We start from the raw sequence: 23145 nt of genomic DNA on the forward strand, positions 1-23145 counted from the left end.
GCGGTGGTCGGCGGCGCGGGGTCGGCTTCGGGCGGGCGGACGGTGGTGGTCGGCGGCGCCGGCCCCGGCTCGGGCGAGCGCACCGGCGCAGGCGGCGGCGCCTCCGTGTACGAGGCCGCCGGGCGCTCCGCGCCGCGCTTCCTGGTCAGCCGCTCCGGCATCGACCGGGCCAGCGCCAGCAGGTCCACCCCGCGGGAGTGGGCGGCCAGCAGCGACACGGCCAGGAGCACCCCGACCGCCAGCGTCGCCGTGTCGATCCACACCGTCATCAGGTTGATCGCCAACCCGAACCCCAGCACCGCCGTCAGCAGTGCCATCACGGTCTCGGCGTCGAAGTCGCGCCGCGTCCAGTGCTCGATGAAGCCGGGCCGGCCGTTCGGCTCCTTCATGAGCAGGAACGCCGCCAGGTAGAGGAACAGCCCGATGCCGGACCCGAGCAGCAGCAGCACGAAACCGACCCGGAACACCACGGGGTCGATGCCGGTGTGACGCCCGAGCCCCGCGCAGACGCCCATGAGGAAGCGCCCTTCGCTGCTGCGCCGCAGCTCACGGGGGCCGGCCGAGGGCGGTCTGGGCGGAGCTTCTGTCATGGAACCATCCTGGACCCGACCGGCGGGTGCCCGCATCGGGGAGATCCCTGAGCCGCCCCGGGGGTCGCTCCCTGATGCCCATGACGCCCGGACATGTGACGATGGCGATGTTATGGCTGACCAGAGGACTCTCGCCGAGCAGAGCGGCGACACGCCCTACCGCCGGATGACGCGCCCCATGGAGGGCCGCCTGCTCGGCGGTGTCGCCCAGGGGCTCGCCGCGCAGCTCAAGCTCGACCCCGTGGTGGTCAGGCTGACGTTCGTGCTGCTCAGCGTGGTCGGCGGCGCCCCCGGCATGGTGGCGTACGCGGTGTTGTGGATGGTGACGCCGCGGCAGGCGCCCGAGCGGGTGGAGCCGCAGCGTGACTGGAGCCAGCTGGCCGCGTTCACCGCGATCGGGGTGGCGCTGTTCGCGTTCGGCTGGCTGACCGGGGCCTCCCAGGGAGGCATCGGCATGTTGCCGTTCGCGGTGGGCGGGATCGGCGCGCTGATCCTGTGGCAGCAGGCCGACCCCGAACGCCGCCGCACCTGGATGACCGGCGCGGCGGCCAGCATCAGGAAGAACCGCGTGCGCACGCTGCTCGGTGTCGCGCTCGTCGTGGTGGGGGCGGTCGGCTTCCTGTACTCCCAGGGCGAGCTGGCCCAGGCCAGGCCCGGCCTGCTGTTCACCATCGTGGTGGTCGGCGGCCTGGCCGTCATCGCCACCCCCTGGCTGGCCGGCCTGTGGAAGGAGCTGCAGCTGGAACGGCGCGAGCGCATCCGGCAGGAGGAGCGCGCCGAGGTGGCGGCCATGGTGCACGACTCGGTGCTGCACACGCTCACCCTGATCCAGCGCGTCGCCCACGACCCGCGTGAGGTCTCCCGCCTGGCCCGTTCGCAGGAGCGGGAGCTGCGCAACTGGCTCTACCAGCCGGCCCAGGACGCCGACGCCACCCTCGCCGCCGCCGTACGCCGGATCGCCGCCGAGGAGGAGGACGCGCACGGCGTGCCCATCGAGGTGGTCTGCGTCGGCGACATCGCCCTCGACCAGCAGGGCAGGCTGGGCGCCATGCTGAAGGCCGCGCGGCAGGCGATGGTCAACGCCGCCAAGTACTCCGGGAGCCCGTCCATCTCCGTGTACGCCGAAGTCGAGGGTGAAGAGGTCACGATTTTCGTGAAGGATCGGGGGAAGGGCTTCGACCTCGAGGCGGTGCCGCTCGACCGGATGGGCATCAGGGAGTCCATCATCGGGAGAATGGAACGCCACGGAGGCTCGGCCCGCGTCCGTACCGAGCCCGGCGAGGGCACGGAAGTGATGTTGACGATGAAGGTGGAGAAGGCATGACGCGCGTACTGATCGTCGATGACCATCGGTTGTTCCGATCCGGTGTGCGCGCCGAGCTGGGCGACTCGATCGAGGTGGTGGGCGAGGCGGAGGACGTCGAGTCGGCGGTCAAGGCCATCGCCGAGCACCAGCCCGAGGTGGTGCTGCTCGACGTGCACATGCCCGGGGGCGGCGGCCAGGAGGTGCTGCGCCGGGTGCTGGGCTCGGGCTCACAGGTGCGGTTCCTGGCGCTGTCGGTCTCCGACGCCGCTGAGGACGTCATCGGCGTCATCAGGGGCGGTGCCCGCGGCTACGTCACCAAGAACATCAGCGGCAAGGAGCTGACCGACGCCATCCGCCGGGTGGCCGAGGGCGACGCGGTGTTCTCGCCGCGGCTGGCCGGGTTCGTGCTGGACGCGTTCGCCTCCTCCGAGGCGCCGTCGATCGACCCGGAGCTCGACTCCCTGACGCAGCGGGAGCGGGAGGTGCTGCGGCTGATCGCGCGCGGGTACGCGTACAAGGAGATCGCCAAGGAGCTGTTCATCTCGGTCAAGACCGTGGAGACGCACGTGTCGTCGGTGTTGCGCAAGCTCCAGCTCTCCAATCGTCACGAACTGTCCCGTTGGGCCACCGCGCGACGCCTCGTGTGATCCAGCTGTTACGGGATGGTTATCGGCTGTGTGACGACGAAACGGATCAGTCACGTGTCTCAAGAGAAGGAATGCCACAGCTGATCCAGGAGTAGTCCACTGTGAAGCGCGTCCCCCCGATGCTGCCCGCCCTGCTCGCGCTCTTCACCGTCACGGCCTGCGCGGCCGAGAGCGTCCCGGCCCCCGTCCCCGCCGTACCCGCAGCCGCCACCGCCGCGCCGGTCGCGCCGACGCCGTCGGCCACGGCGGACGCGCCCGTCGCCGCCGCGAAGGCCGCCGCGCCGGTGCGGAAGATCAAGCTCCGCATCGCCGACATCACCCCGATGGGGGAGAAGGTGGAGAAGGTCGGCGTCGGCTTCCCGATCATCGTCACGTTCGACCGTGACGTGAAGGACAGGCACAAGGCCGACGTCGAGGCGCTGCTGGAGGTGCAGGCCGACAAGCCGGTGGAGGGGGCCTGGCGCTGGGTGTCGGACCGCAAGGTCATCTACCGGACGAAGACGTACTGGAAGCCGCACCAGAAGGTGCTCTTCACCGCCCGGTTGTCCGAACTGCCCGGCAACACCGGCGCCAAGGACGTCACCCGCCGCTTCGCCGTGGGCACGTCCAACGTCTCGGTGGTCGACACCCGCAAGCACGTGATGAAGGTCTACCGCGACGGCAAGCTCGCCAGGAAGATCCCGATCAGCGCCGGCAGCGGCGGCCTCGTCAGGAACGGCGTGGACGTCTACCTCACCACCAGCGGCGTGCACCTGACGATGGGCAAGAAGGCCGTCGAGACCATGACGTCGTCCTGGATGGGCGTGACGGACCCGAAGGACCCGCTCTACTACAAGCTGGAGATCCCGTGGGCGGTCCGCATCTCCGACAGCGGCGAGTACGTCCACCAGAGCGCCGGCGACTACCACTTCCTCGGCCGCTCCAACCAGAGCCACGGCTGCGTCCGCGCCACCCCGGCCGGCGCCAAGTGGTTCTACACCATCTCCCAGCGCGGCGACGTGGTGAAGATCACCGGCACCAAGCGCAAGCTGGAGTGGAACAACGGCTGGAGCTACTGGCAGCTGAACTGGACCCAGTGGAAGAAGGGCAGCGCCCTGTAACGGCCCTCAGACGTCACGCTCCGCCTGCGGGGTCTCGAAGTGGGTCAGCCAGGTGGCGAGCAGGGCTTCCAGGCGAGCGGCGTCTTCGGGGGGCAGGAGCTCGACCAGACGGCGTTCGTTGCGGACGTGGTCGGTGAACGCCTGGTCGATCAGCTCGCGGCCGGCCTCGGTCAGGGCGACGACCCGGCCGCGGCCGTCGGTGCTGCTGCGGCGGCGGGTGACCAGGCCGTTGCGTTCCAGGCGGTCGATGCGCTTGGTCATCGCGCCCGTCGTGACCATGGTGAAGGCGGCCAGCTCTCCGGGGGCGCGTTCGAAGGGCTCGCCGGCCCGCCGGAGGGCGGCGAGGACGTCGAACTCGCCCTCCTGGAGCCCGTAGCGCCGGTAGACGAGGAGAAGTTGCTCGGTCAGATGGCCGGCGAGGCGGTGCAGGCGGCCGATCACGCCCAGCGGGCTGACGTCGAGGTCGGGCCGTTCGCGGGCCCAGGCCTGCTGGATGCGGGCGACATGGTCGATGGAGCTCACGGGCTCCACTGTAGCTTCCTTGGAAGCTATAGTCCCTTCCATGGAAGCTAATTTCCGGTGGGTGGTCGTCACCGCGATCGCGCCCGTGGCGTGGGGGACGACGTACTTCGTCACCCACCGGTTCCTGCCGGTCGACTATCCGCTGTACGGCGCCGCCATCCGGGCCCTGCCCGCCGGTCTGTTGCTCCTGCTCGCCTGTCGTGCGCTGCCGCGCGGGTCGTGGTGGTGGAAGTCGCTGGTGCTCGGCACGCTCAACATGAGCGCGTTCTTCGCGCTGGTCTACCTGGCCGCGCAGGTCCTGCCGACGAGCATCGCCTCGACGATCATGGCGACCTCGCCGGTCGCCATGATGCTGATCGCCTGGGCGACGCTGTCCGAACGCCCGCGCGTCGCCCACCTCGCCGGGGCCGCCATCGGGATCGCCGGCGTCTGCCTCATGCTGCTGGACGGCGCCGTCGCCGTCGACTTCTCCGGCGTGCTCGCCTCCGTCGCGGCCATGGTGATGTCGTCGCTCGGGTACGTGCTGGCGAAGAAGTGGAGCACGGGTGTCGACGTGCTCTCGCTGACCTCGTGGCAACTGGTCGCCGGGGGAGCGGCGCTGGTGCCGGTCGCCGCCGTGGTGGAGGGCCCGCCGCCCGCCCTGGACATTCCCGCGCTGCTCGCCTTCGGGTACGTCACGGTCGTGGCGACCGCGCTCGCCTTCGCCGCGTGGTTCGCCGGTCTGCGCCACCTGAGCGCCGGCACCGTCGGGCTCGTCGGCCTGCTCAACCCGATGACGGGCGTGCTGCTCGGCGCCGGTATCGCCGGCGAGACGCTCGCGCCCCACCAGATCTGCGGGCTCGCGCTCGTGTTCCTCGGCATCCTCCTCGGCCGGCCGGCGGCGGCGCGCCTCGTCGCGGTCCTCCGGTCCGCCCGTGCCGGGCGGGACCCCGACGCGGCGGACCTGAGCCCAGGGCGCACCGGAGGCTGACCAAGACGGTCGTTTGTCACGGACGAATGTTCGTTCTACGTTGAGGTGCCATGGCTCGCATGCCCAAGGAGCACCTCGAAGCACGTCGCAGGCAGATCCTGGACGCGGCCCGCCGCTGCTTCGTCCGCAACGGCTTCCACGCCACGTCCATGCAGGACGTGCTCGCCGAGGCCGGGTTGTCGGCCGGCGCCGTCTATCGCTACTTCAAGGGCAAGGACGACATCATCGCGGCGATCGCCGCGGAGTCCCTCGGCGAGGTCGCGGCGGCGTTCCGGGTGGACGACGCCGAGCGGCCGCCCGGGCTCGACGACATCGTCGACCTGCTGCTGAGGGTGGACCGCCCGCCACTGGCCGCCTCCGAGGAGTCGGCCCGGCTGCTGATCCAGGTCTGGTCGGAGGCGCTGCGCTCGCCCTCGCTCTCCGAGAAGCTGCACGAGGTCATGGAGGAGGCGCGCGTGGTGGTCGGCGACCTGGTGAGAGCGCATCAACGGCGCGGGCTGCTGCCCGCGGACGTGCCCGTCGAGGAGGTGGCCGGGGTGCTCGTCGCCGTCGTGCACGGATTCCTGGTGCAGCGCGCGGTCTACGGCGGCCGAGCCGATACGGCGGGGTTCCGTGACGGCCTGCGGGCGCTGATGTCGGCCAAGCGGTAAAGCGAATGTTCGTTCTTGACTGAGGCCGGGACACGAGCTTCTCTTGAAAGAACGAACGTTCGCTTTTGGTAGCCGCGCCCTTGCCGCCGCCGACCCGGCGCATCGGCCATCGACGAAGAGGAGCAGGACCCGTGATTCACCGACCCGGTGCCCCCGGCCACCTATCCGGAATCGGCGCGACCGCCCTGGGCGTCGCCGTGCTGCGCGCCCTGGAGAGCCGCCGCCCCGACCGGCTCTTCGACGACCCCTACGCGCAGTGGTTCCTCGACGCCTCCGCCCGGCCTGCCGGCCTCGCGGAGAGTTTTCTGCGCACGATGAGCGAGCAGGTCGCCGTGCGCACCCGGTTCCTCGACGACGCGCTGCTGGCCGCCACACGGGGCGAGCACGCCGGGCCCGTGGCCACGTGCGACCAGGTCGTCCTCCTGGGCTGCGGCATGGACGCCCGCGCGTACCGGCTGTCGTGGCCCGCGGGCACCACCGTCCACGAGCTCGACCTCCCGGACGTGCTGGCCTTCAAGGGCGCGGTTCTCGCCGCGCACGGCGCGACCCCCGCGTGCCGCCGCGTCGAGGTGGCCGCCGACCTGCGCGAGGACTGGCCGCGGGCGCTGACGCAGGCGGGCTTCGACCCGCACCGGCCCGCCGCCTGGCTGGCCGAGGGGCTTCTCTACGCCCTGCCGCCCGAGGCGGCCGACCTCCTTCTCGACCGCGTCACCGGTTTGTCGGCGCCGGGCAGTGTCCTGGCCGTGGAGCACATGGAGGACTCTCCCCTGCTCCGCTCCGCCCGCGCCGACGTCTCACGCGAGCTCGTCGACCTGTGGCAGGGCGGTCCGGCCGAACCGCTCGGGGAGTGGCTGACGAAGCGGGGATGGATCGCCACGGTGCGGGACCTGACGGAGGTGCTGGCCGAACACGGGCGAACGGCACCACCCGCGTTCGATCCTGCCCAGCCGGGGTCGGGCCGCGGCCGCCTCGCCACAGCGCTTCTCCGCGCGACCTCTCAGAGCTTTTCGAGAGGGGCGTAGGCCAGGAGGAGGGTCTTCTCGCCGCCGGTGCCGAAGTCGATCTTGACCTTGGTCTTCTCCGCGACCCCGTCGACCGACACCACCGTGCCGAGCCCGAACGCGTCGTGCGTCACCCGGTCGCCCGGCGCCAGCGAGGGCACCGTGCGGCCGCCGCTCTTGGCGGGCGCCGGCCGCGCGGCCGGCTCGCGGCGGGTGGCCGCGCTCCACGCCGACTTCTCCGGATCCGTACGCCAGTCGACCAGCTGCGCCGGCACCTCGTTGACGAACCGCGAGGCCGGGTTGAACGACGGCGCCCCCCACGAGCTGCGCACGGCCGCCCGCGTGAGGTAGAGCCGCTGCCGCGCCCGCGTGATGCCGACGTAGGCCAGCCGCCGCTCCTCCTCCAGTTCCTTGGGCTCGCCGAGCGAGCGGACGTGCGGGAAGACGCCGTCCTCCATGGCGGTCAGGAACACGACGGGGAACTCCAGCCCCTTGGCCGTGTGGAGGGTCATCAGGGTGACCACCCCCTGCCCGCCGTCGGCGTCGGGGATCTGGTCGGCGTCGGCCACCAGCGACACCTGCTCCAGGAACTCCACCAGCGTGCCCTCCGGGTTGGCCTCCTCGAACTCGGAGGCGACCGAGATGAGCTCGTTGAGGTTTTCCAGGCGCGACTCGTCCTGCGGGTCTTCGGACGCCTCCAGCTCGGCGCGGTAGCCGGTGGCCACCAGGATCTCCTCGGCCAGCGTCGACGGCGGCACGCCCTCGGCCTTGGCGATCAGCTCCTCGATCATCGCGACGAACTCGCGGATCGCGTTGAGCGAGCGCGTGGCCATGCCGTACGCCTCGTCGGCGCGCTGCAGGGCCTCCCAGTACGTGATGCGCTCGCGGGACGACAGCGCCTCGACCATGGCCTCGGCCCGCTCGCCGATGCCGCGCTTGGGCACGTTGAGGATGCGCCGCAGCGACACCACGTCGGCCGGGTTGGCGATCACGCGCAGGTAGGCCAGCAGGTCCTTGACCTCTTTGCGCTCGTAGAAGCGCACGCCGCCGACCACCTTGTACGGCAGCCCGGTGCGGATGAAGATCTCCTCGAACACGCGGGAGGCCGCGTTGGTGCGGTAGAAGACCGCGACGTCGCCGGGCCGCACGCCCTCCTCGTCGCTGAGCCGGTCGACCTCCTGCGCGACGAACATGGCCTCGTCGTGCTCGTTGTCGGCCACGTATCCGACGATCTTGGGGCCGTCGCCCTGGTCGGACCAGAGGTTCTTCGGCTTGCGCGACTCGTTGCGCGAGATCACCGCGTTGGCGGCGGCCAGGATGTTCTGGGTGGAGCGGTAGTTCTGCTCCAGCAGGATGGTGCGGGCGTCGGGGTAGTCTCGCTCGAACTCCAGGATGTTGCGGATCGTCGCGCCCCGGAAGGCGTAGATCGACTGGTCGGCGTCGCCCACCACGCACAGCTCGGACTGGTCGGCGCCCTCCCGCACCACGTCGCCGTCGGCCGTGCGCACCTCGGGATGCCCGACCAGCTCGCGGATCAGCACGTATTGGGCGTGGTTGGTGTCCTGGTACTCGTCGACCAGGACGTGCCGGAACCGCATGCGGTAGTGCGCGGCCACCTCGGGGAAGAGCTGGAACAACGTCACCGTGTTCATGATGATGTCGTCGAAGTCCATCGCGCCGGCCTCGGTCAGCTTGAGCTGGTAGGCCTTGTACGCCTGCGCGAGCGTCTTCTCCAGGTGGGAGCCGGCCTTGTCGAGCGCCGTCTCGTAGTCGACCAGCTCGTTCTTGAAGTTGCTGACCTGCGCCGAGAACGAGCGCGGCGGGTAGCGCTTCGGGTCGAGCTCCATCTCGCGGCAGACCATCGCCATGAGCCGCTGGGAGTCGGCCTGGTCGTAGATCGAGAAGCTGGACGGGAACCCCAGCCGCTTGGCCTCGCGCCGCAGGATGCGCATGCAGGCGCTGTGGAACGTCATCACCCACATGGCCTTGGAACGCGGCCCGACCAGCTTGTCGATGCGCTCCTTCATCTCCTTGGCGGCCTTGTTGGTGAACGTGATCGCCAGGATCTCGCCGGGATGCGCGCCGCGCTCGGCCAGCAGGTAGGCGATGCGGTGGGTGAGCACCCGCGTCTTCCCTGACCCGGCCCCCGCCACGATCAGCAGCGGACTGCCATGATGGAGCACGGCCTCACGCTGCTGAGGGTTGAGGCCGTCGAGCAAGGGGTGGTCAACAGAGACTTGGGTCGGCACCTACCTAGGTTAAGACGCCCCACCGACAAAGCGCGCCCGGAATGCCTTCGGGCGGCCGCCGGTTGTCCCCCCAGAAGGATGTTCCAGAAAGGGGAGCCATGCTGCCGGACAGCGAGATTCGCCGGGTGCTCGTCGTCACCGCCCACCCCGACGACGCCGACTTCGGATCGGCGGGCAGCGTGGCGCTGCTCGTCGACCGGGGCGTGGAGGTCACGTACCTGGTGGTCACGGACGGCGACGCGGGCGGCAACGAGCGGACCCTGGACAACGCCGGCATGGCGGAGCTGCGCAGGGCCGAGCAGCTGGCGGCGGGCAAGGCGGTGGGCGTCACCGACGTGCGGTTCCTCGGCTACCCCGACGGGCGGGTGGAGCCCTCGCTGGAGCTCCGGCGCGACATCGCCCGGGTGATCCGCCAGGTCCGGCCCGACCTGGTCATCGCCCAGCACCCGGAGCGCAACTACCGGTTCATCGCGCCCAGCCATCCCGACCACCGCGCGGTAGGAGGAGCGACCCTCGACGCGGTCTACCCGGACGCGCGCAACCCGTACGCGTTCCCCGAGCTGCTCCAGGAGGAGGGGCTGGAGGCGTGGACGGTGCGCGAGGTGTGGCTGACCGGCGGCTCCACCCCTGATCACTACGTGGACATCACCGACGCCGTGGACCGCAAGCTTGCGGCCCTGCAGGCGCACGTCAGCCAGGTCGCCCACGTCGAGGGCTTCGTGGAGTTCGTCAAGGGCCGCTTCGCCGCCTGGGCGGAGGAGGCCGGCTTCGGCGAGGGCCGCTACGCGGAGGGCTTCCAGGTGGTCTCCACGGCCTGAGCCCCATAGAGGGCGACATCGGGCACAACAAGCGACAAATGGTAAAAATACGTACTTTTGTGTGAGATTTCGGTTTACCTTCGGCGGATGGCCGGATCCAAAGCTGGATCCCGCCTACCTGAAGGGACAACGAAGATCTCATGCTGAGAAGGCATCTCACCGGCCGGCCCGCGCTCTGGGCCGCCGTCGTGCTGGCGCTGGGGGCGATCTTCTCCTCGCTCGCCGTCTCGCCCGCCTCGGCCGCCGACCCGACCGGCAGCATCACCGGGCTCGCGGGCAAATGTGTGGACGTCGCCGGCGCCAACAGCGCCAACGGCACCCCCGTGGTGCTGTACGACTGCAACGGCACCGACGCGCAGCGCTGGACCGTCGCCGGGGACGGCACTCTGCGGGCCCTCGGCAAGTGCCTCGACATCGTCGACTGGGGCACGGCCAACGGCTCGAAGGTGCAGCTCTGGGACTGCGCCGGGAGCACCAACCAGAAGTGGGTCGTGACCGCCGCCCACGACATCGTCAACCCCACGGCGAACAAGTGCCTGGACGTGACGGACAACAACCCGGCCAACGGCACCCGCCTGCAGCTCTGGGAGTGCGCCGGCACCGCCAACCAGAAGTGGAACGCGCCCACCGGGGGCGGCTCCGGGAGCGGCTTCGTGGTCAGCGAGGCGCAGTTCAACCAGATGTTCCCGAACCGGAACCCGTTCTACACCTACAACGGCCTGGTGGCCGCGCTCGGCGCCTACCCGGGCTTCGCCCGTACCGGCAGCGACACGGTGAAGAAGCAGGAGGCCGCGGCGTTCCTCGCGAACGTCAGCCACGAGACCGGCGGCCTGAAGTACGTGGTCGAGCTGAACACCGCCAACTACTCGCACTACTGCGACTGGGGCCAGTCGTTCGGCTGCCCGGCCGGCCAGTCGGCGTACTACGGCCGCGGCCCCATCCAGCTGAGCTGGAACTACAACTACAAGGCGGCGGGTGACGCGCTCGGCATCGACCTGCTGCACAACCCCTGGCTGGTGCAGAACGACGCGGCCGTGGCCTGGAAGACCGGCCTGTGGTTCTGGAACACGCAGAAGGGCGCGGGCTGGATGACGCCGCACGACGCCATGGTGAACGGCTCCGGCTTCGGCCAGACGATCCGCAGCATCAACGGCGCCCTGGAGTGCGACGGCAAGAACTCCGCCCAGGTGCAGAGCCGGGTGGCCTCCTACCAGTGGTTCACGCAGATCCTCGGGGTCTCCCCGGGCGGCAACCTGTACTGCTGATCAAGAAGTGCGGTGCGCGGCCTCGGGGGTCGCGCACCGCGCCGCGAGACGGGCGAAGAGGTAGCCGAGAGAGTTGGTGGCCAGGTGCAGCAGCACGGGGGCGAGCAGACCGTGGTGGCGGCGCAGCTCGCAGAACAACACCCCGGCCGCGGCCGTCGACACGACGCTGCCCGCCACCACCCGGGCGGTGTCGAGGTGGCCGGGGGTCTCGCCGGCCGCCAGCGTCCCGAGCGCGGGGTTGGCGCGGGCCATGTCGACGGCGGGCAGGATGTGCCAGAGCCCGAAGAGGCACGAGGACACGGCCGTCGCGGTCGCCGCGCCGTGACGGCGGCGCAGCATGGCGTACAGGGCACCTCTGAAACCGGCCTCCTCCAGCAGGACCGTGCCCAGCGGCACCTGGAGCAGGGCCTCCTCCAGCACGCGGGCGCGGCTGAGCGACAGGGCCCGCGCGTCGTGGAAGAGCGGCCTGGTGCGGGGCCAGGCGACGCCGGCGGTGTAGCCGGCGGCCACGACCGCGGCCAGCGCGCCGCCCACGACGGCGCCCCGGCGCCCGCGCTCGAACCCGATCTCCTGCCACGACGCCCCCGACCTGCGCGCCATCGCCACCAGGGCGGCGGTCGCGACCGTGGAGGTCAGCGGCCCGAGGCGGGGGGCGATCTTGTTGTTCATGATGTTGGCGGCGGTGAGGACGGCGATCGAGCGCAGCAGCACCCTTGCAGGCTACGTCGCCACCGGGATCTCAGGAGGCGGCCGGACGGCGCCAGCCCTCCGGGAAACGGCTGCGGCGGCGCTCCTGCGGGGTGAGGCCGCCCCAGATGCCCTCCGCCTCGCCGGCGCGCAGGGCGTAGTCACGGCACTCCCGCAGCACCTGGCAACCGGCGCAGACCGCCTTGGCCAGGGCCTCCTGCGCGGGGGTGGGGGCCGGCGGGAAGAAGAGGTCGGGGTCGCTGGACCTGCACGCCCCCCGGCGCAGCCAGCGGATCTCCTCCACATGCATGCGTCCACGGTAGAGCGAGACCATGATCGCTCACATCATCCTCTGGGTTGACCCGTCTCTACACCCAGGGGCGACCCTCAGCAGGCGTCCACTCCGCCCCGATATCCCTTGGCGAACGCCAGTTGCCGCTGCTCGGCCATCCCGTGGGCGTTCGGGTCGAACCAGTCGTCCGTCGGGTCGCCGGCCGCCGCCAGGCTGAGGAGCAGCTCCTCCTCGTCGCCCGCCTCGGCCGTCAGCACGCCCGAGCCGACGAGGGCCGACAGCGTGCCGCCCGCGTAGCAGTCGGCCTGGAGCTCGAGCTGGACGAAGTCGGGCCCTGAATCGCCCGCGTACGGGATGAAGGCCTCGATCGGCTGGTACGTCCGGCCGAGCCGCCGGAACTGCTGGGTCCAGAACTCCTCGCCCAGCGTGCGCGCCGTGCGCACGTCGTCCGCGAACGAGTCGGCGCCCGCGGTGTCCATGGAGGGGCGGGGGACGACGCCGCAGCCGGCGAGCACCAGGACGAGGGCGGCGACCAGGGCACGGATCACAGGGCGTCCCAGGTGTGGACGGGTTCGTTGGTGTGCATGCGTTCGACGTACTCGAGGGTCATGCCGCGCAGGGCCGTGTGGCGGTCGCCGCCGCGCGCGTGTACGCGTCCCACCTGCCAGGTCGCGCCCGTGCGGCCGGTCAGGCAGCGGCCCTCGATGATCGACAGCAGCCGTTCGGCGGCGGGACGGTCCACGCCCCACCTGTCCAGCCCCTCGTACGCCAGGGGCAGCAGCCGCCGCAGGATCAGCTCGGATGCCGGCACCTCGCCCATCCCCGGCCAGTACAGCCGCGCGTCCAGCCCGTCGCGGGCCGCCGCGGTGAGATTGTCCTCCGCCGTACGGAACGACATCCGGCTCCAGATCGGCCGCTCGTCGTACGGCAGCACGCGCATCAGCCCGTAGTAGAACGCGGCGTTGGCCGCGACGTCGGCCACGGAGGGGCCGGCCGGCAGGACCCGGTTCTCGACGCGCAGGTGCGGCACGCCGTCCACGACCGCGTACACCGGGCGGTTCCACCGGTAGATCGTGCCGTTGTGCAGGGTCAGCTCGTGCAGGCACGGGACGCGGCCCTGGTCGAGCTCGGCGCGCGGGTCCTCGTCCTCGCAGAGCGGCAGCAGGGCTGGGTAGTAGCGGACGTTCTCCTCGAACAGGTCGAAGACGCTGGTGATCCAGCGCTCCCCGAACCAGACCCGCGGCCGTACGCCCTGCGCCTTCAGCTCCGCCGGCCGCGTGTCCGTGGCCTGCTCGAACAGCGCGATCCTGGTCTCGCGCAGCAGTTCCCTGCCGAACAGGTACGGCGAGTTGGCGGCCACCGCGACCTGGGGCCCCGCGATGGCCTGGGCCGCGTTCCAGTGGGCGGCGAACTCCTCGGGGCCGACCTGGAGGTGGAGCTGCACGCTCGTGCACGCGGCCTCGGGCGCGACGCTGTCGGCGTGGGTGTCGAGGCGTTCGACGCCATCGATGCACAGGTGCAGGTCCTCGCCGCGGGCGGCGAAGATCTGCTCGTTGAGCAGCCGGTAGCGCGGGTTCGCCGAGAGCGTGCCCGCGCCGAGGTCCTGCTCGCGCAGCGTGGGCAGGATGCCGATCATGACCAGGTGGGCGCCCTGCGACCTGGCGCGCTCCTCGGCGTGGTTGAGCCGGGCCCTGACGTCGTCCTCCAGCCGTACGGCGCCGTCGCCGCGCAGGTCCTGCGGCTCGATGTTGATCTCGACGTTGAACTGCCCGAGCTCCGTCGCCCAGTCGGGGCGGGCGATCGCGTCCAGCACCTGTGCGTTGCGCATGGCCGGATCGCCGATCGCGTCCACGATGTTGAGCTCGATCTCCAGGCCGGCCAGCGGGTGGTCGAACGCGAAGCGGGACTCGCGCAACATCTGGGCGAGGACATCGAGGCATCGATGCACCTTTTCCCGATATTTCCGCCGATCGTCCCTGCTGAACGCGACCGCCGGCACGTCCTTGCCCATATCACGAAATGTCGCACGCCGCAGCCGCCGAGACCACCCCGCGAACGGAAACCGAACGCCCCCGTGGAACTCCCGATACCGGCCCCCGCGCGCACGCCCGGATCCGGCGCGGCCGGACGGGCCGATGGCTAGGGTGCCGGCATGCGCGTACTCATCACCGGCGGAGCGGGTTACATCGGCAGCACGGTCGCGTCCGCCTGTCTCGACGCGGGCATCGAACCCGTGATCCTCGACAGTCTCGTGACGGGGCGGCGGGAGTTCACCGAGGGCCGGGTGTTCTACGAAGGGGACATCAGCGACGGGCCACTCATCGACAAGATATTTACTGAATATCCGGATATCGAGGCAGTCGTCCATTGCGCGGCGCTCATCGTCGTCCCCGACTCCGTGGCCGACCCGATCGGCTACTACCGCGCGAACGTCGCCAAGAGCCTGGAGTTCGCCGACCACCTGCTGCGCAACGGCCGTACCCGCATGATCTTCAGCTCGTCCGCGTCGATCTACCGCGCCGGCGACGACCACACGGTGACCGAGGACTCCCCGCTCGACCCCCAGAGCCCGTACGCGCGCACGAAAGCGGTCTGCGAGGCCATGTTCGCCGACATCGCGGCGAGCCGGCCCATCAAGATCCTTTCACTGCGCTACTTCAACCCCGTCGGCGCCGACCCCGGCATGCGCACGGGCCTGCAGCTGCGTCGCCCCAGCCACGCCCTGGGCAAGATGATCGAGGCGTACGAGGAGGGCGTGCCCTTCCGGATCACCGGCACCGGCTACCCGACGCGCGACGGCACGGGCATCCGCGACTACGTCCACGTCTGGGACCTCGCCGCCGCCCACGTGGCCGCCCTGCGGCGCTTCGACGCGCTGGAGACCGACGTGATCAACCTCGGCACGGGCGCCGGCACCACCGTGCGCGAGCTGGCCGAGGCGTTCAACCGGGTCGCCGACCGCCCGATCGAGCTGGTGGAGGCCCCCGCGCGCCCCGGCGACACGGCCGGCGCCTACACCAGGAGCGACCGGGCGCACCGCCTGCTCGGCTGGCGCGCCCGGTTCTCCCTCGAGGACGGCATCAGGCATTCCCTGGAATGGGCGCGCCTGCGCGACACCCGCCTGTCTTGATCTTTCGGCACATGGTCCCGGTGGGCACCAGCGCGGAAGGCCGCCCCCGTACGGAAAAGGCCCTTCCCCGCCGATGCGGCGGGGAAGGGCCGGACGTCGCCCGTCAGCTCAGTCGGCGAGGCGGCTGAGCGGGATCTCCAGGCGCGGGATCTCGGTCTCGCCGTCGGCCATCTTGTCCGAGACCTCCGTCGAGGGCGCCTTGATCGAGACCTTGGAGCCCCAGCCGGAGTAGGTGGTGTCCACGCTCAGGGTGCCCTTCCCGGAGCCGAGCAGGGCGGACACCGGGTACGTCGACACCAGGCGGGTCGGCAGGCCGGCCGCGTTGACGGTGAGCCGCCAGGAGATCGCGGCCTTCGACTTGGCGGTGGGCGTGGAGGCCCACGACGACCGCAGCCAGGGAGAGGCCTTCCACAGGTTGCCCACGGTGATCTTGCCCGTGTAGCCGCTGCTCGTGGCCTTGGCGCCCTTGAGCAGGGTCTTCAGCGTGCCGATCTCCGCCGGGTTGATGGGCTGGCCGTAGATGCCCATGGTGCCGCCGGCCGGGCCGTTGGGAGCCTTGAACCACGTGTGGCCCTCGGGCAGCAGCAACGTCCACATGTTGCCCGACATGTACGACGTGGTGCCGACCCTGATCGTGCGCTCCGGCTTGGCCATGGCCCGCATGAGCTCGGAGAGCTCCTCATCCTCGCCCAGGATCTCCTCGATCTCGTCGAGATCCTTGGACGTGATGTTCAGCTTGCCGGTGATGTCGGAGGCGGCGATGCCCGACTTGCCGGCCTGCATGACTCCGGAGCGACGCGCGAAGACCTGGCGGTCGCCGTCGACGTCGAGCGTGGCGCGCTCGGTGAACTTCACACCCGTGCCGGGGCTCAGCTTCTTCTTGACCGCGACCACGGGGTCCTTGGGGGCGGCGGCCATGGCCGGGGTGGCGGTCGCCAGGGCGGCGGTCGTGACTAACGCCACGCCGGTCAGGATTCGCTTCATCGTTGCTTTGTTTCCTTTTGTTGAGTGAAAGAGCTGGTGTTTCTCGCCACAGCCCCACGCTTGCCGCGTCGGGCGATTACGGCATGCGGCCGAGCAGATTCAGAGAGCCATTGACAATCTTCCGCGTCAGGCTTTCGGCCGCCATGCGGCGCGGCCCCGCGGCTCGCGCCCCGGCGAGGTATCGCATGCGCAGCCCCCGTAGCGGGTTCGCGGGCACGGCATCGGAGCCGGCGGTCATAGACGACCGTCGACGACGCCGGAGCCGCGACAATTCGCTTCATGCGTTTCCTTCGCCAGAAAGGAGAGGGGTGCAAGCCTGCCGATCGAAGATCACGACCATATATCGACCGAGGGGGAGGATGGCGACTTATTTGTGCATTTTCCGTGCATGGGGGTCTTGAGAGGTGAGATCAGCGTCACAGAGCGGAAGAACCGCGACCCGATGACCTGGGCAGGTCAAGCTTCGGGCTAGGCTTCATTGGCGGAAACGCCCGGCACGCACGGGGTTGCCCGGGCCGTCGAACATCAGTCGGAACGGAAGAGGACGGACCCTCGTGGACCTGTTCGAACATCAGGCGAAGGAGCTCTTCGCCGACTACGGCATCCCGGTGCCACGCGGCATCGTCGCCCACAAGGTTGAGGAGGTGCGGGCGGCGGCGGAGCAGTTGACCGGCCGCGTCGTCGTCAAGGCCCAGGTCAAGACCGGCGGCCGGGGCAAGGCCGGCGGCGTGAAGGTGGCCGACGACGCCGCCGACGCCGTCGCCAAGGCCGAGGCCATCCTCGGCATGGACATCAAGGGCCACACGGTCCACAAGGTGCTCGTCGAGGAGGCCAGCGCGATCGCGGAGGAGTACTACTTCTCCTTCCTGCTCGACCGCGCGAACCGTACGTTCCTCGCCATCTGCTCGGCCTCGGGCGGCATGGACATCGAAGAGGTCGCCCACACCGCGCCGGAGAAGGTCGCCAAGGTGCCCGTCTCGGCGCTGAACGGCGTCGACCGCGCCAAGGCGCGTGAGATCGCGCAGGCCGGCGGCCTGCCGGAGAAGGCCCTCGACGGCGCCGCCGAGCTCATCGAGAAGCTCTGGTGCTGCTTCGTCGACGAGGACGCCACGCTGGTCGAGGTCAACCCCATGATCTTGTCGGCCGACGGCCAGGTGAAGGCCCTCGACGGCAAGGTCACCCTCGACGACAACGCCGGCTTCCGCCAGGCCGACCACGAGGCGCTGGCCGACAAGGCCGCCGAGGACCCCCTCGAGGCCAAGGCCAAGGAGAAGGACCTCAACTACGTCAAGCTCGACGGCAGCGTCGGCATCATCGGCAACGGCGCCGGCCTGGTCATGTCCACGCTCGACGTGGTCGCCTACGCCGGCGAGGAGTTCCCCGGCAAGCCGTCCCCCGCCAACTTCCTCGACATCGGCGGCGGCGCCTCCGCCGAGGTCATGGCCGCGGGCCTGGAGATCATCCTCTCCGACCCGAGCGTCAAGTCGATCTTCGTGAACGTCTTCGGCGGCATCACCGCCTGCGACGCCGTCGCCAACGGCATCGTCTCGGCGTTCAAGCTCCTGGAGAGCCGGGGCGAGGCGGTCAGCCACCCGCTGGTGGTGCGCCTCGACGGCAACAACGCCCAGCTCGGGCGGCAGATTCTGGCCGACGCCGCGCTCCCGCGCGTCGAGCTGGTGGACACGATGGACGAAGCGGCCAAGCGTGCCGCCGAGCTCGCTGCGGTAGGTGCGTGACCCATGGCCATCTGGTTGACGGAAAACAGCAAGATCATCGTTCAGGGCATGACGGGCGGTGAGGGCACCAAGCACACCCGCCGCATGCTCGCCTCCGGCGCCAAGGTCGTCGGCGGCGTCAACGCCCGCAAGGCCGGCACGACGCACGAGGGCCTGCCCGTGTTCGGCACGGTCAAGGAGGCGATGGAGAAGACCGGCGCCGACGTGTCGGTCGTCTTCGTGCCGCCGGCGTTCACCAAGGACGCGGTCAAGGAGGCCATCGACGCCGAGATCCCGCTCTGCGTCGTGATCACCGAGGGCGTGCCGGTGCACGACAGCACCGAGTTCTGGGCGTACGCGGTCGAGAAGGGCAACAAGACCCGCATCATCGGCCCCAACTGCCCCGGCATCGCCTCGCCCGGCGCCTCCAACGCCGGCATCATCCCCGCCGACATCACCACCGCCGGCCGCATCGGCCTGGTCTCGAAGTCCGGCACGCTGACCTACCAGCTGATGTACGAGCTGCGCGACTTCGGCTTCTCGACCGCGGTGGGCATCGGCGGCGACCCCGTCATCGGCACCACCCACATCGACGCGCTGCAGGCGTTCCAGGACGACCCCGGCACCGACGCGATCGTCATGATCGGTGAGATCGGCGGCGACGCCGAGGAGCGGGCGGCCGCCTACATCGAGCAGCACGTCACCAAGCCGGTCGTCGCCTACGTCGCGGGCTTCACCGCCCCCGAGGGCAAGACGATGGGCCACGCGGGCGCGATCGTGTCCGGCTCGGCCGGCACGGCGCAGGCCAAGAAGGAGGCCCTGGAGAAGGTCGGCGTCCGCGTCGGCAAGACCCCCTCCGAGACGGCCCGCCTCATGCGCGAGATCATGCAGGCTCGCTGAGCGTTTCCCCCGGAGAGCCCCGTGCGGTCCCCCGCGCGGGGCTTTTCCGCGCCAAAGTAAGCCCCGGGCGGCGCGTCAACCAAGCGTTGGTCGGGAAAGATTGACAAAATCGCCTACTGTGACGGCGATTTTCGACCAGTTGCGTACCGCCCCCCGATCGGTGCTCGGCAAGCTCCCCGGGGTTTCGAGCGACGACGACGATACGCGACGGCCGTTGCCGGTGTCGGGCATGCTCGCCGCCGCCGCCACACTCGGCCTCGGCCTGGCGGCGCTCACCACGCTCGCCCTGATCGGCTGGATCGCCGCGCCGAGCGGCGCGCTCGGCGCCGGGCTGCCCGGCGTCTTCCGTACGGCGGCGCAGTTGTGGCTGGCCGCCCACCACGCCGGGTTCGCGATCTCCGGCGGGCGCGTCGGCCTGCTGCCGCTCGGGCTCATGATCCTGCCCGCCCTGCTGCTCTACCGCGCGGCCCGATGGATGGCCCGCGACGCCGACCTGCGGCTGCGGCTGCCCGCCCGGCTGCCGAAGAACAGCCCGAAGGAGCAGGCCGGGGCGCGGCGCCGGGCGCAGCTCGTGCTGGTCGCCCAGGCCGGGGTGTCGCTGGCGGCCCCGTACTCCCTGCTGGCGGGCCTGATCGCCATCGTGGCCGAGAACGAGGTGACACAGCCGTTCATCGGCGAGGCGCTGCTCTACCACTTCACGCTGGCGTTCCTGGCGGGCTCGCTGGCCACGGCGCGGATGATCGGGCCCTGGCGGATCATGCTGCGGCTGCTGCCCGAGCGCGTGCGCGCGCTGACGGTCGGCACGGCGGTCGCCACGCTGGCGCTGCTGGTGGCCGGGCTCGTGCTGGTGCTGGTCGCGGTGGTGCTCAACTTCGGGCAGGTCAAGCAGCTGTCCGACGTGTTGTCGCCCGGGTTCGTGGGCGGGGTGCTGCTGATGTTGTTGCAGCTGCTCTACCTGCTCAACGTGGTCATCTGGGCCATGTCGTACATCGCGGGCCCGGGGTTCGCCATCGGCGCCGACACCCTGGTCGCGCCCACGGGCGTGCAGCTCGGCACGGTGCCCAGCCTGCCGCTGCTCGGGGCGCTGCCCGAGAGCGGCACGGTGTCGGTCTGGATGATGGCGGTGATCGCGCTGCCGTTCGCGGCCGGGGCGGTTGCGGGCGTCATCGTGGCCAGGATCGCGCCCTCACCGTCGTACGAGGCGGCGCCGCTGTGGGGGTTCCTGACCGGTGTCACGACCGGGCTGGTGGCCGGGGTGCTGGCCGCGCTGTCGGGCGGGCCCATCGGCGGCGCCCGGCTGGCCGCCGTCGGGCCCTCGCCCTGGGAGGTCGCGCTGTCGGTCGCGCTGGAGGTCGGGGTGGCCGCGGGCATCTCCGCCGGCGTGACGAACCTGCTGATCATCAACAAGCGCGCGCGGGTGCCCCTCGAGGCGGCGGCGGCACCCGTACGGAAGGCGGGCGCGGCGCTCGCCAAGGCGGCGAGCAAGGTCGGCCTCGCCGAGTCGGACCCGCGGCCGCTGCCCGGCCACTGGATGGACGCCACCGAGGCCGACACCCAGGAGATCCCGGTCATCCGCGACGACTGGCAGGACGAGCACGCCTCGGCCGAGGCGGAGACCCTGGCCCAGGCCAGGCCGCGGGTGGCCGGGCCCGAGCCGGTACGGCCGCCGCGCAAGGACATCGTGGACGAGTCGGACGACCGAGGCGGCCACGTGATCTACCTCGACCCGTACGCGTGGGACCGCGACTGAAGAGCCGCGGCTCGATTTTGGTACGCGTGGGACCGCGGCCGGGGGCTACCACCGGACCCGGTACACGTGGAACCGCGGCCAGGGGCTACGGCTGGACGGTGCCGAGCATCTCCAGCACGTCGGCGGGGAGCTTGCGCTCGGCCGAGTCGCGGAACTGGGTGAAGCACTCACCCTGCGACGACACCGTGCCGGCGCCCTTCATGCACTCCTGGTAGGCCGAGTATTCGTCCATGAGGTAGAGCTGCATGGCAGTGGCCCCGGCAGACAGGAGCAACGCGATCGACGAGACCGTGATGCCGCTCACCGCCGTGCCCAGGGGCTTGGCGGCTTCCTTCAGCAGGGGGATCGCCCGGATGCCGGTCATGAGCGCGAACAACGCCATGACGAGCCCCGCTAGCGGCAACATGAACGTCATCGCCAGCGCTGCGATGGACAACCAAATCGCTCGGCGGCCCGCGGACTCCGCGGGCTGCTGGCCTGCCGGCGCCTGCACCGGTGTCGACACCTGACCTCCTCTGCGTTGCCGGAAGGGGAACGGATACCCTGTGACCCCCACCCTGTTTTCTCTTGTGGAGAGTGCGCGTGTCTAAGGCTGGGCGGCTTGTCGTCCTCGTCTCCGGCTCTGGAACCAACCTACAGGCCCTTTTGGACGCTTCCGCCGATCCGTCGTACGGCGCTCGCGTGGTCGCCGTCGGCGCGGACAGGGAGGGAATCGAGGGTCTGGCCAGGGCTGCCAGGGCAAACATCCCGACTTTTGTTGAAAAATTGGGGGATTATGCGACGCGGGCGGAATGGGATGAAGCTCTTGCCTCCCGTATCGCCGCGTACGACCCCGATCTCGTCGTGTCCGCGGGATTCATGAAAATCCTCGGCAAACCCACGCTCGACGCCTTTCCCGTCCTGAACACCCATCCGGCGTTGCTGCCGTCGTTCCCCGGCGCCCACGGCGTACGCGACGCGCTCGCCCATGGGGTCAAGGTGACCGGCTGCACGGTGATGCTGGCCGACGAGGGCGTCGACACCGGGCCGATCGTGGCCCAGGAGGCGGTGCCCGTGCTTCCGGACGACGACGAGGCGGTCCTGCACGAGCGCATCAAGACGGTCGAACGCCGCCTGCTCGTCGACATCGTCGGCCGGATGGCCCGTGAGGGCTGGACGGTCAGCGGACGTACGGTCCGCATCGGCAACGATTCAGGAGGGGAATCCACGTGACTCGCATCGCCATCCGGCGCGCGCTGATCGCTGTATACGACAAGTCCGGGCTCGAGGAGCTGGCCAGGGCCCTCGACGGCGCCGGAGTGGAGATCGTCTCGACCGGCGGGACGGCCGCCGCGATCTCGTCCTACGGGATCCCGGTGACCAAGGTGGAGCAGCTCACCGGCTTCCCCGAGTGCCTCGACGGGCGGGTCAAGACGCTGCACCCGCGCGTGCACGCCGGGCTGCTGGCCGACGTCACCAAGCCGCACCACGTCGCCCAGCTGGAGGAGCTGGAGATCGACCCGTTCCAGCTCGTGGTGGTCAACCTCTACCCGTTCCAGGAGACGGTGGCCTCCGGCGCGTCCGACGCCGAGTGCGTGGAGCAGATCGACATCGGCGGGCCGGCCATGATCCGCGGCGCGGCGAAGAACCACAACACCTGCGCCGTCGTGGTCGACCCCGGCTTCTACGGCGACGTCCTCAACGCGCTGGCCGAGGGCGGCTTCACGCTGACCGACCGCCGCCGCCTCGCGGGCATCGCCTACGCCCACACCGCCGCCTACGACGTGGCCGTGGCCAACTGGTTCGCGGGCACGTACGGCGCCGAGGACGAGTTCCCCGACTTCGCGGGGACGGCGTACCAGCGCAAGGCCACCCTGCGTTACGGCGAGAACCCGCACCAGCGGGCCGCCCTCTACACGGCCGGCTCCGACGGCCTCGCCAACGCCGAGCAGCTGCACGGCAAGGAGATGTCGTACAACAACTACCTCGACTCCGACGCCGCCTGGCGCGCCGCGTGGGACTTCTCCGACCCCTGCGTGGCCATCATCAAGCACCAGAACCCGTGCGGCATCGCGATCGGCGCCGACGTGGCCGAGGCGCACCGCAAGGCCCACGCGTGCGACCCGGTGTCGGCGTACGGCGGCGTGATCGCCGTCAACCGCCCGGTCACGGCCGAGCTCGCGCGGCAGATCTTCGAGGTGTTCACCGAGGTCGTCGTCGCCCCCGGCTATGACGCCGAGGCGCTGGAGGTGCTGCGGGGCAAGAAGAACCTGCGCCTGCTGGTCTGCCCGTCGGGGCCGTCCGAGCCGACCGAGTTCCGCAAGATCAACGGTGGGCTGCTCGTCCAGACCGTCGACCGCGTGGACGCGCCCGGCGACGCGGCCTCGCAGTGGGAGCTCAAGACGGGCGCGCCCGCCTCGCCGGAGGTGCTGGCCGACCTGGAGTTCGCCTGGCGGGCCTGCCGCTCGGTGAAGTCGAACGCCATCCTGCTGGCCAGCGACGGCGCGACCGTGGGCGTGGGCATGGGCCAGGTGAACCGGGTCGACTCGTGCCGGCTGGCGGTCACCCGGGCGGGGGAGCGGGTGACGGG

23 protein-coding genes are annotated in these 23145 nt (G+C 70.7%); 14 read left to right on the forward strand and 9 right to left on the reverse strand.

Annotation, left to right across the window (positions count from 1 at the left end):
- Positions 1–590: PspC domain-containing protein (locus C1J01_RS27715; RefSeq protein WP_181448996.1), on the reverse strand; the 590-nt coding region annotated here is incomplete at its 3' end.
- A gap of 112 nt (positions 591–702) precedes the next feature.
- Between C1J01_RS27715 and C1J01_RS27720 the strand changes: the two genes are divergently transcribed.
- The 3 genes from C1J01_RS27720 (at position 703) to C1J01_RS27730 (ending at position 3643) form a co-directional block, all read left to right on the forward strand.
- Positions 703–1914, forward strand: a complete 1212-nt coding sequence (locus C1J01_RS27720) for an ATP-binding protein (RefSeq protein ID WP_111181907.1) — start codon at positions 703–705, stop codon at positions 1912–1914.
- A complete protein-coding gene (locus C1J01_RS27725) occupies positions 1911–2543 on the forward strand; it encodes a response regulator (RefSeq protein ID WP_111181908.1) in 633 nt (210 codons plus the stop codon). Before C1J01_RS27720 ends, C1J01_RS27725 begins: the two co-directional genes overlap by 4 nt.
- Positions 2544–2644: 101 nt before the next feature.
- Positions 2645–3643 carry a L,D-transpeptidase gene (locus tag C1J01_RS27730; protein ID WP_146615746.1) on the forward strand — a complete coding sequence of 333 codons (999 nt, stop codon included), beginning with the start codon at positions 2645–2647 and terminating at the stop codon, positions 3641–3643.
- A gap of 6 nt (positions 3644–3649) precedes the next feature.
- Here the strand turns inward: C1J01_RS27730 and C1J01_RS27735 are convergent, their stop codons facing one another.
- Positions 3650–4165, reverse strand: coding sequence for a MarR family winged helix-turn-helix transcriptional regulator (locus C1J01_RS27735; protein ID WP_235854711.1), 516 nt, complete (start codon positions 4163–4165; stop codon positions 3650–3652).
- A gap of 40 nt (positions 4166–4205) precedes the next feature.
- Here C1J01_RS27735 and C1J01_RS27740 point away from each other — a divergent pair, with 40 nt between their 5' ends.
- The 3 genes from C1J01_RS27740 (at position 4206) to C1J01_RS27750 (ending at position 6807) form a co-directional block, all read left to right on the forward strand.
- Positions 4206–5135, forward strand: coding sequence for a DMT family transporter (locus C1J01_RS27740; RefSeq protein WP_111181911.1), 930 nt, complete (start codon positions 4206–4208; stop codon positions 5133–5135).
- 50 nt (positions 5136–5185) lie between these two features.
- Positions 5186–5785 (forward strand): TetR/AcrR family transcriptional regulator, encoded by a 600-nt coding sequence (locus tag C1J01_RS27745; RefSeq protein ID WP_111181912.1) that lies wholly within the window; start codon positions 5186–5188, stop codon positions 5783–5785.
- Between the two features lie 131 nt (positions 5786–5916).
- Positions 5917–6807 (forward strand): SAM-dependent methyltransferase, encoded by an 891-nt coding sequence (locus tag C1J01_RS27750; protein WP_111181913.1) that lies wholly within the window; start codon positions 5917–5919, stop codon positions 6805–6807.
- Here C1J01_RS27750 and pcrA read toward each other — a convergent pair.
- Positions 6783–9035 (reverse strand): DNA helicase PcrA, encoded by a 2253-nt coding sequence (gene pcrA, locus C1J01_RS27755; protein WP_500048132.1) that lies wholly within the window; start codon positions 9033–9035, stop codon positions 6783–6785. The two genes, C1J01_RS27750 and pcrA, sit on opposite strands and share 25 nt — an antisense overlap.
- Before the next feature lie 98 nt (positions 9036–9133).
- Here pcrA and C1J01_RS27760 point away from each other — a divergent pair, with 98 nt between their 5' ends.
- Positions 9134–9853 (forward strand): PIG-L deacetylase family protein, encoded by a 720-nt coding sequence (locus C1J01_RS27760; RefSeq protein WP_111181915.1) that lies wholly within the window; start codon positions 9134–9136, stop codon positions 9851–9853.
- Between the two features lie 140 nt (positions 9854–9993).
- Positions 9994–11118, forward strand: coding sequence for a glycoside hydrolase family 19 protein (locus C1J01_RS27765; protein ID WP_111181916.1), 1125 nt, complete (start codon positions 9994–9996; stop codon positions 11116–11118).
- Here the strand turns inward: C1J01_RS27765 and C1J01_RS27770 are convergent, their stop codons facing one another.
- The 4 genes from C1J01_RS27770 to C1J01_RS27785 all read right to left on the reverse strand — a co-directional run bounded on the left by C1J01_RS27770 (position 11119) and on the right by C1J01_RS27785 (position 14108).
- Entirely contained in the window at positions 11119–11829 is a 711-nt protein-coding gene (locus C1J01_RS27770; RefSeq protein WP_111181917.1) for a CPBP family intramembrane glutamic endopeptidase, read from the reverse strand.
- A 28-nt stretch (positions 11830–11857) separates the two neighbouring features.
- Complete coding sequence (locus C1J01_RS27775; protein ID WP_181448997.1) at positions 11858–12115, reverse strand: WhiB family transcriptional regulator; 258 nt, start codon at positions 12113–12115, stop codon at positions 11858–11860.
- Between the two features lie 77 nt (positions 12116–12192).
- On the reverse strand, positions 12193–12645 hold the full coding sequence (locus C1J01_RS27780; protein ID WP_235854712.1) for a neutral zinc metallopeptidase: 453 nt from the start codon (positions 12643–12645) through the stop codon (positions 12193–12195).
- Positions 12642–14108 carry a glutamate-cysteine ligase family protein gene (locus C1J01_RS27785; protein ID WP_111181919.1) on the reverse strand — a complete coding sequence of 489 codons (1467 nt, stop codon included), beginning with the start codon at positions 14106–14108 and terminating at the stop codon, positions 12642–12644. The genes C1J01_RS27780 and C1J01_RS27785 overlap by 4 nt, the downstream gene beginning before the upstream one ends.
- 141 nt (positions 14109–14249) lie before the next feature.
- Here C1J01_RS27785 and galE point away from each other — a divergent pair, with 141 nt between their 5' ends.
- Positions 14250–15227: a UDP-glucose 4-epimerase GalE gene (gene galE / locus C1J01_RS27790; RefSeq protein WP_111181920.1), complete on the forward strand. Its 978-nt coding sequence runs from the start codon at positions 14250–14252 to the stop codon at positions 15225–15227.
- 108 nt (positions 15228–15335) lie between these two features.
- Here the strand turns inward: galE and C1J01_RS27795 are convergent, their stop codons facing one another.
- Positions 15336–16211, reverse strand: coding sequence for a hypothetical protein (locus tag C1J01_RS27795; RefSeq protein WP_111181921.1), 876 nt, complete (start codon positions 16209–16211; stop codon positions 15336–15338).
- Positions 16212–16765: 554 nt separating this feature from the next.
- Here C1J01_RS27795 and sucC point away from each other — a divergent pair.
- The 3 genes from sucC to C1J01_RS27810 all read left to right on the forward strand — a co-directional run bounded on the left by sucC (position 16766) and on the right by C1J01_RS27810 (position 20576).
- Positions 16766–17947, forward strand: a complete 1182-nt coding sequence (sucC, locus tag C1J01_RS27800; RefSeq protein WP_111181922.1) for an ADP-forming succinate--CoA ligase subunit beta — start codon at positions 16766–16768, stop codon at positions 17945–17947.
- A gap of 3 nt (positions 17948–17950) precedes the next feature.
- Positions 17951–18826: a succinate--CoA ligase subunit alpha gene (gene sucD / locus C1J01_RS27805; protein ID WP_111181923.1), complete on the forward strand. Its 876-nt coding sequence runs from the start codon at positions 17951–17953 to the stop codon at positions 18824–18826.
- 118 nt (positions 18827–18944) lie between these two features.
- The gene (locus C1J01_RS27810) at positions 18945–20576 is read left to right on the forward strand and encodes a cell division protein PerM (RefSeq protein ID WP_111181924.1); all 1632 of its coding nucleotides are present in this window, start codon (positions 18945–18947) and stop codon (positions 20574–20576) included.
- Positions 20577–20661: 85 nt separating this feature from the next.
- Here C1J01_RS27810 and C1J01_RS27815 read toward each other — a convergent pair whose 3' ends face one another.
- Complete coding sequence (locus tag C1J01_RS27815) at positions 20662–21081, reverse strand: hypothetical protein (RefSeq protein WP_235854713.1); 420 nt, start codon at positions 21079–21081, stop codon at positions 20662–20664.
- A gap of 77 nt (positions 21082–21158) precedes the next feature.
- On the opposite strand from C1J01_RS27815, the gene purN reads away from it, so the two are divergent.
- Positions 21159–21788 carry a phosphoribosylglycinamide formyltransferase gene (purN, locus tag C1J01_RS27820; RefSeq protein WP_220040123.1) on the forward strand — a complete coding sequence of 210 codons (630 nt, stop codon included), beginning with the start codon at positions 21159–21161 and terminating at the stop codon, positions 21786–21788.
- The coding region (purH, locus tag C1J01_RS27825; RefSeq protein ID WP_111181927.1) for a bifunctional phosphoribosylaminoimidazolecarboxamide formyltransferase/IMP cyclohydrolase at positions 21785–23145 on the forward strand (1361 nt) is incomplete at its 3' end. The genes purN and purH, both read left to right, overlap by 4 nt.

Source organism: Nonomuraea aridisoli (genome assembly GCF_003236395.1).
In the GTDB taxonomy this organism is placed as follows: domain Bacteria; phylum Actinomycetota; class Actinomycetes; order Streptosporangiales; family Streptosporangiaceae; genus Nonomuraea; species Nonomuraea aridisoli.

Coding starts and splice junctions, on each gene's coding strand:
- C1J01_RS27720 (WP_111181907.1), top strand. CDS start 703: ATGGCTGACCAGAGGACTCTCGCCGAGCAGAGCGGCGACACGCCCTAC.
- C1J01_RS27725 (WP_111181908.1), top strand. CDS start 1,911: ATGACGCGCGTACTGATCGTCGATGACCATCGGTTGTTCCGATCCGGT.
- C1J01_RS27740 (WP_111181911.1), top strand. CDS start 4,206: ATGGAAGCTAATTTCCGGTGGGTGGTCGTCACCGCGATCGCGCCCGTG.
- C1J01_RS27745 (WP_111181912.1), top strand. CDS start 5,186: ATGGCTCGCATGCCCAAGGAGCACCTCGAAGCACGTCGCAGGCAGATC.
- C1J01_RS27760 (WP_111181915.1), top strand. CDS start 9,134: ATGCTGCCGGACAGCGAGATTCGCCGGGTGCTCGTCGTCACCGCCCAC.
- C1J01_RS27765 (WP_111181916.1), top strand. CDS start 9,994: ATGCTGAGAAGGCATCTCACCGGCCGGCCCGCGCTCTGGGCCGCCGTC.
- C1J01_RS27775 (WP_181448997.1), bottom strand. CDS start 12,115: ATGCATGTGGAGGAGATCCGCTGGCTGCGCCGGGGGGCGTGCAGGTCC.
- C1J01_RS27785 (WP_111181919.1), bottom strand. CDS start 14,108: ATGGGCAAGGACGTGCCGGCGGTCGCGTTCAGCAGGGACGATCGGCGG.
- galE (WP_111181920.1), top strand. CDS start 14,250: ATGCGCGTACTCATCACCGGCGGAGCGGGTTACATCGGCAGCACGGTC.
- C1J01_RS27795 (WP_111181921.1), bottom strand. CDS start 16,211: ATGAAGCGAATCCTGACCGGCGTGGCGTTAGTCACGACCGCCGCCCTG.
- sucD (WP_111181923.1), top strand. CDS start 17,951: ATGGCCATCTGGTTGACGGAAAACAGCAAGATCATCGTTCAGGGCATG.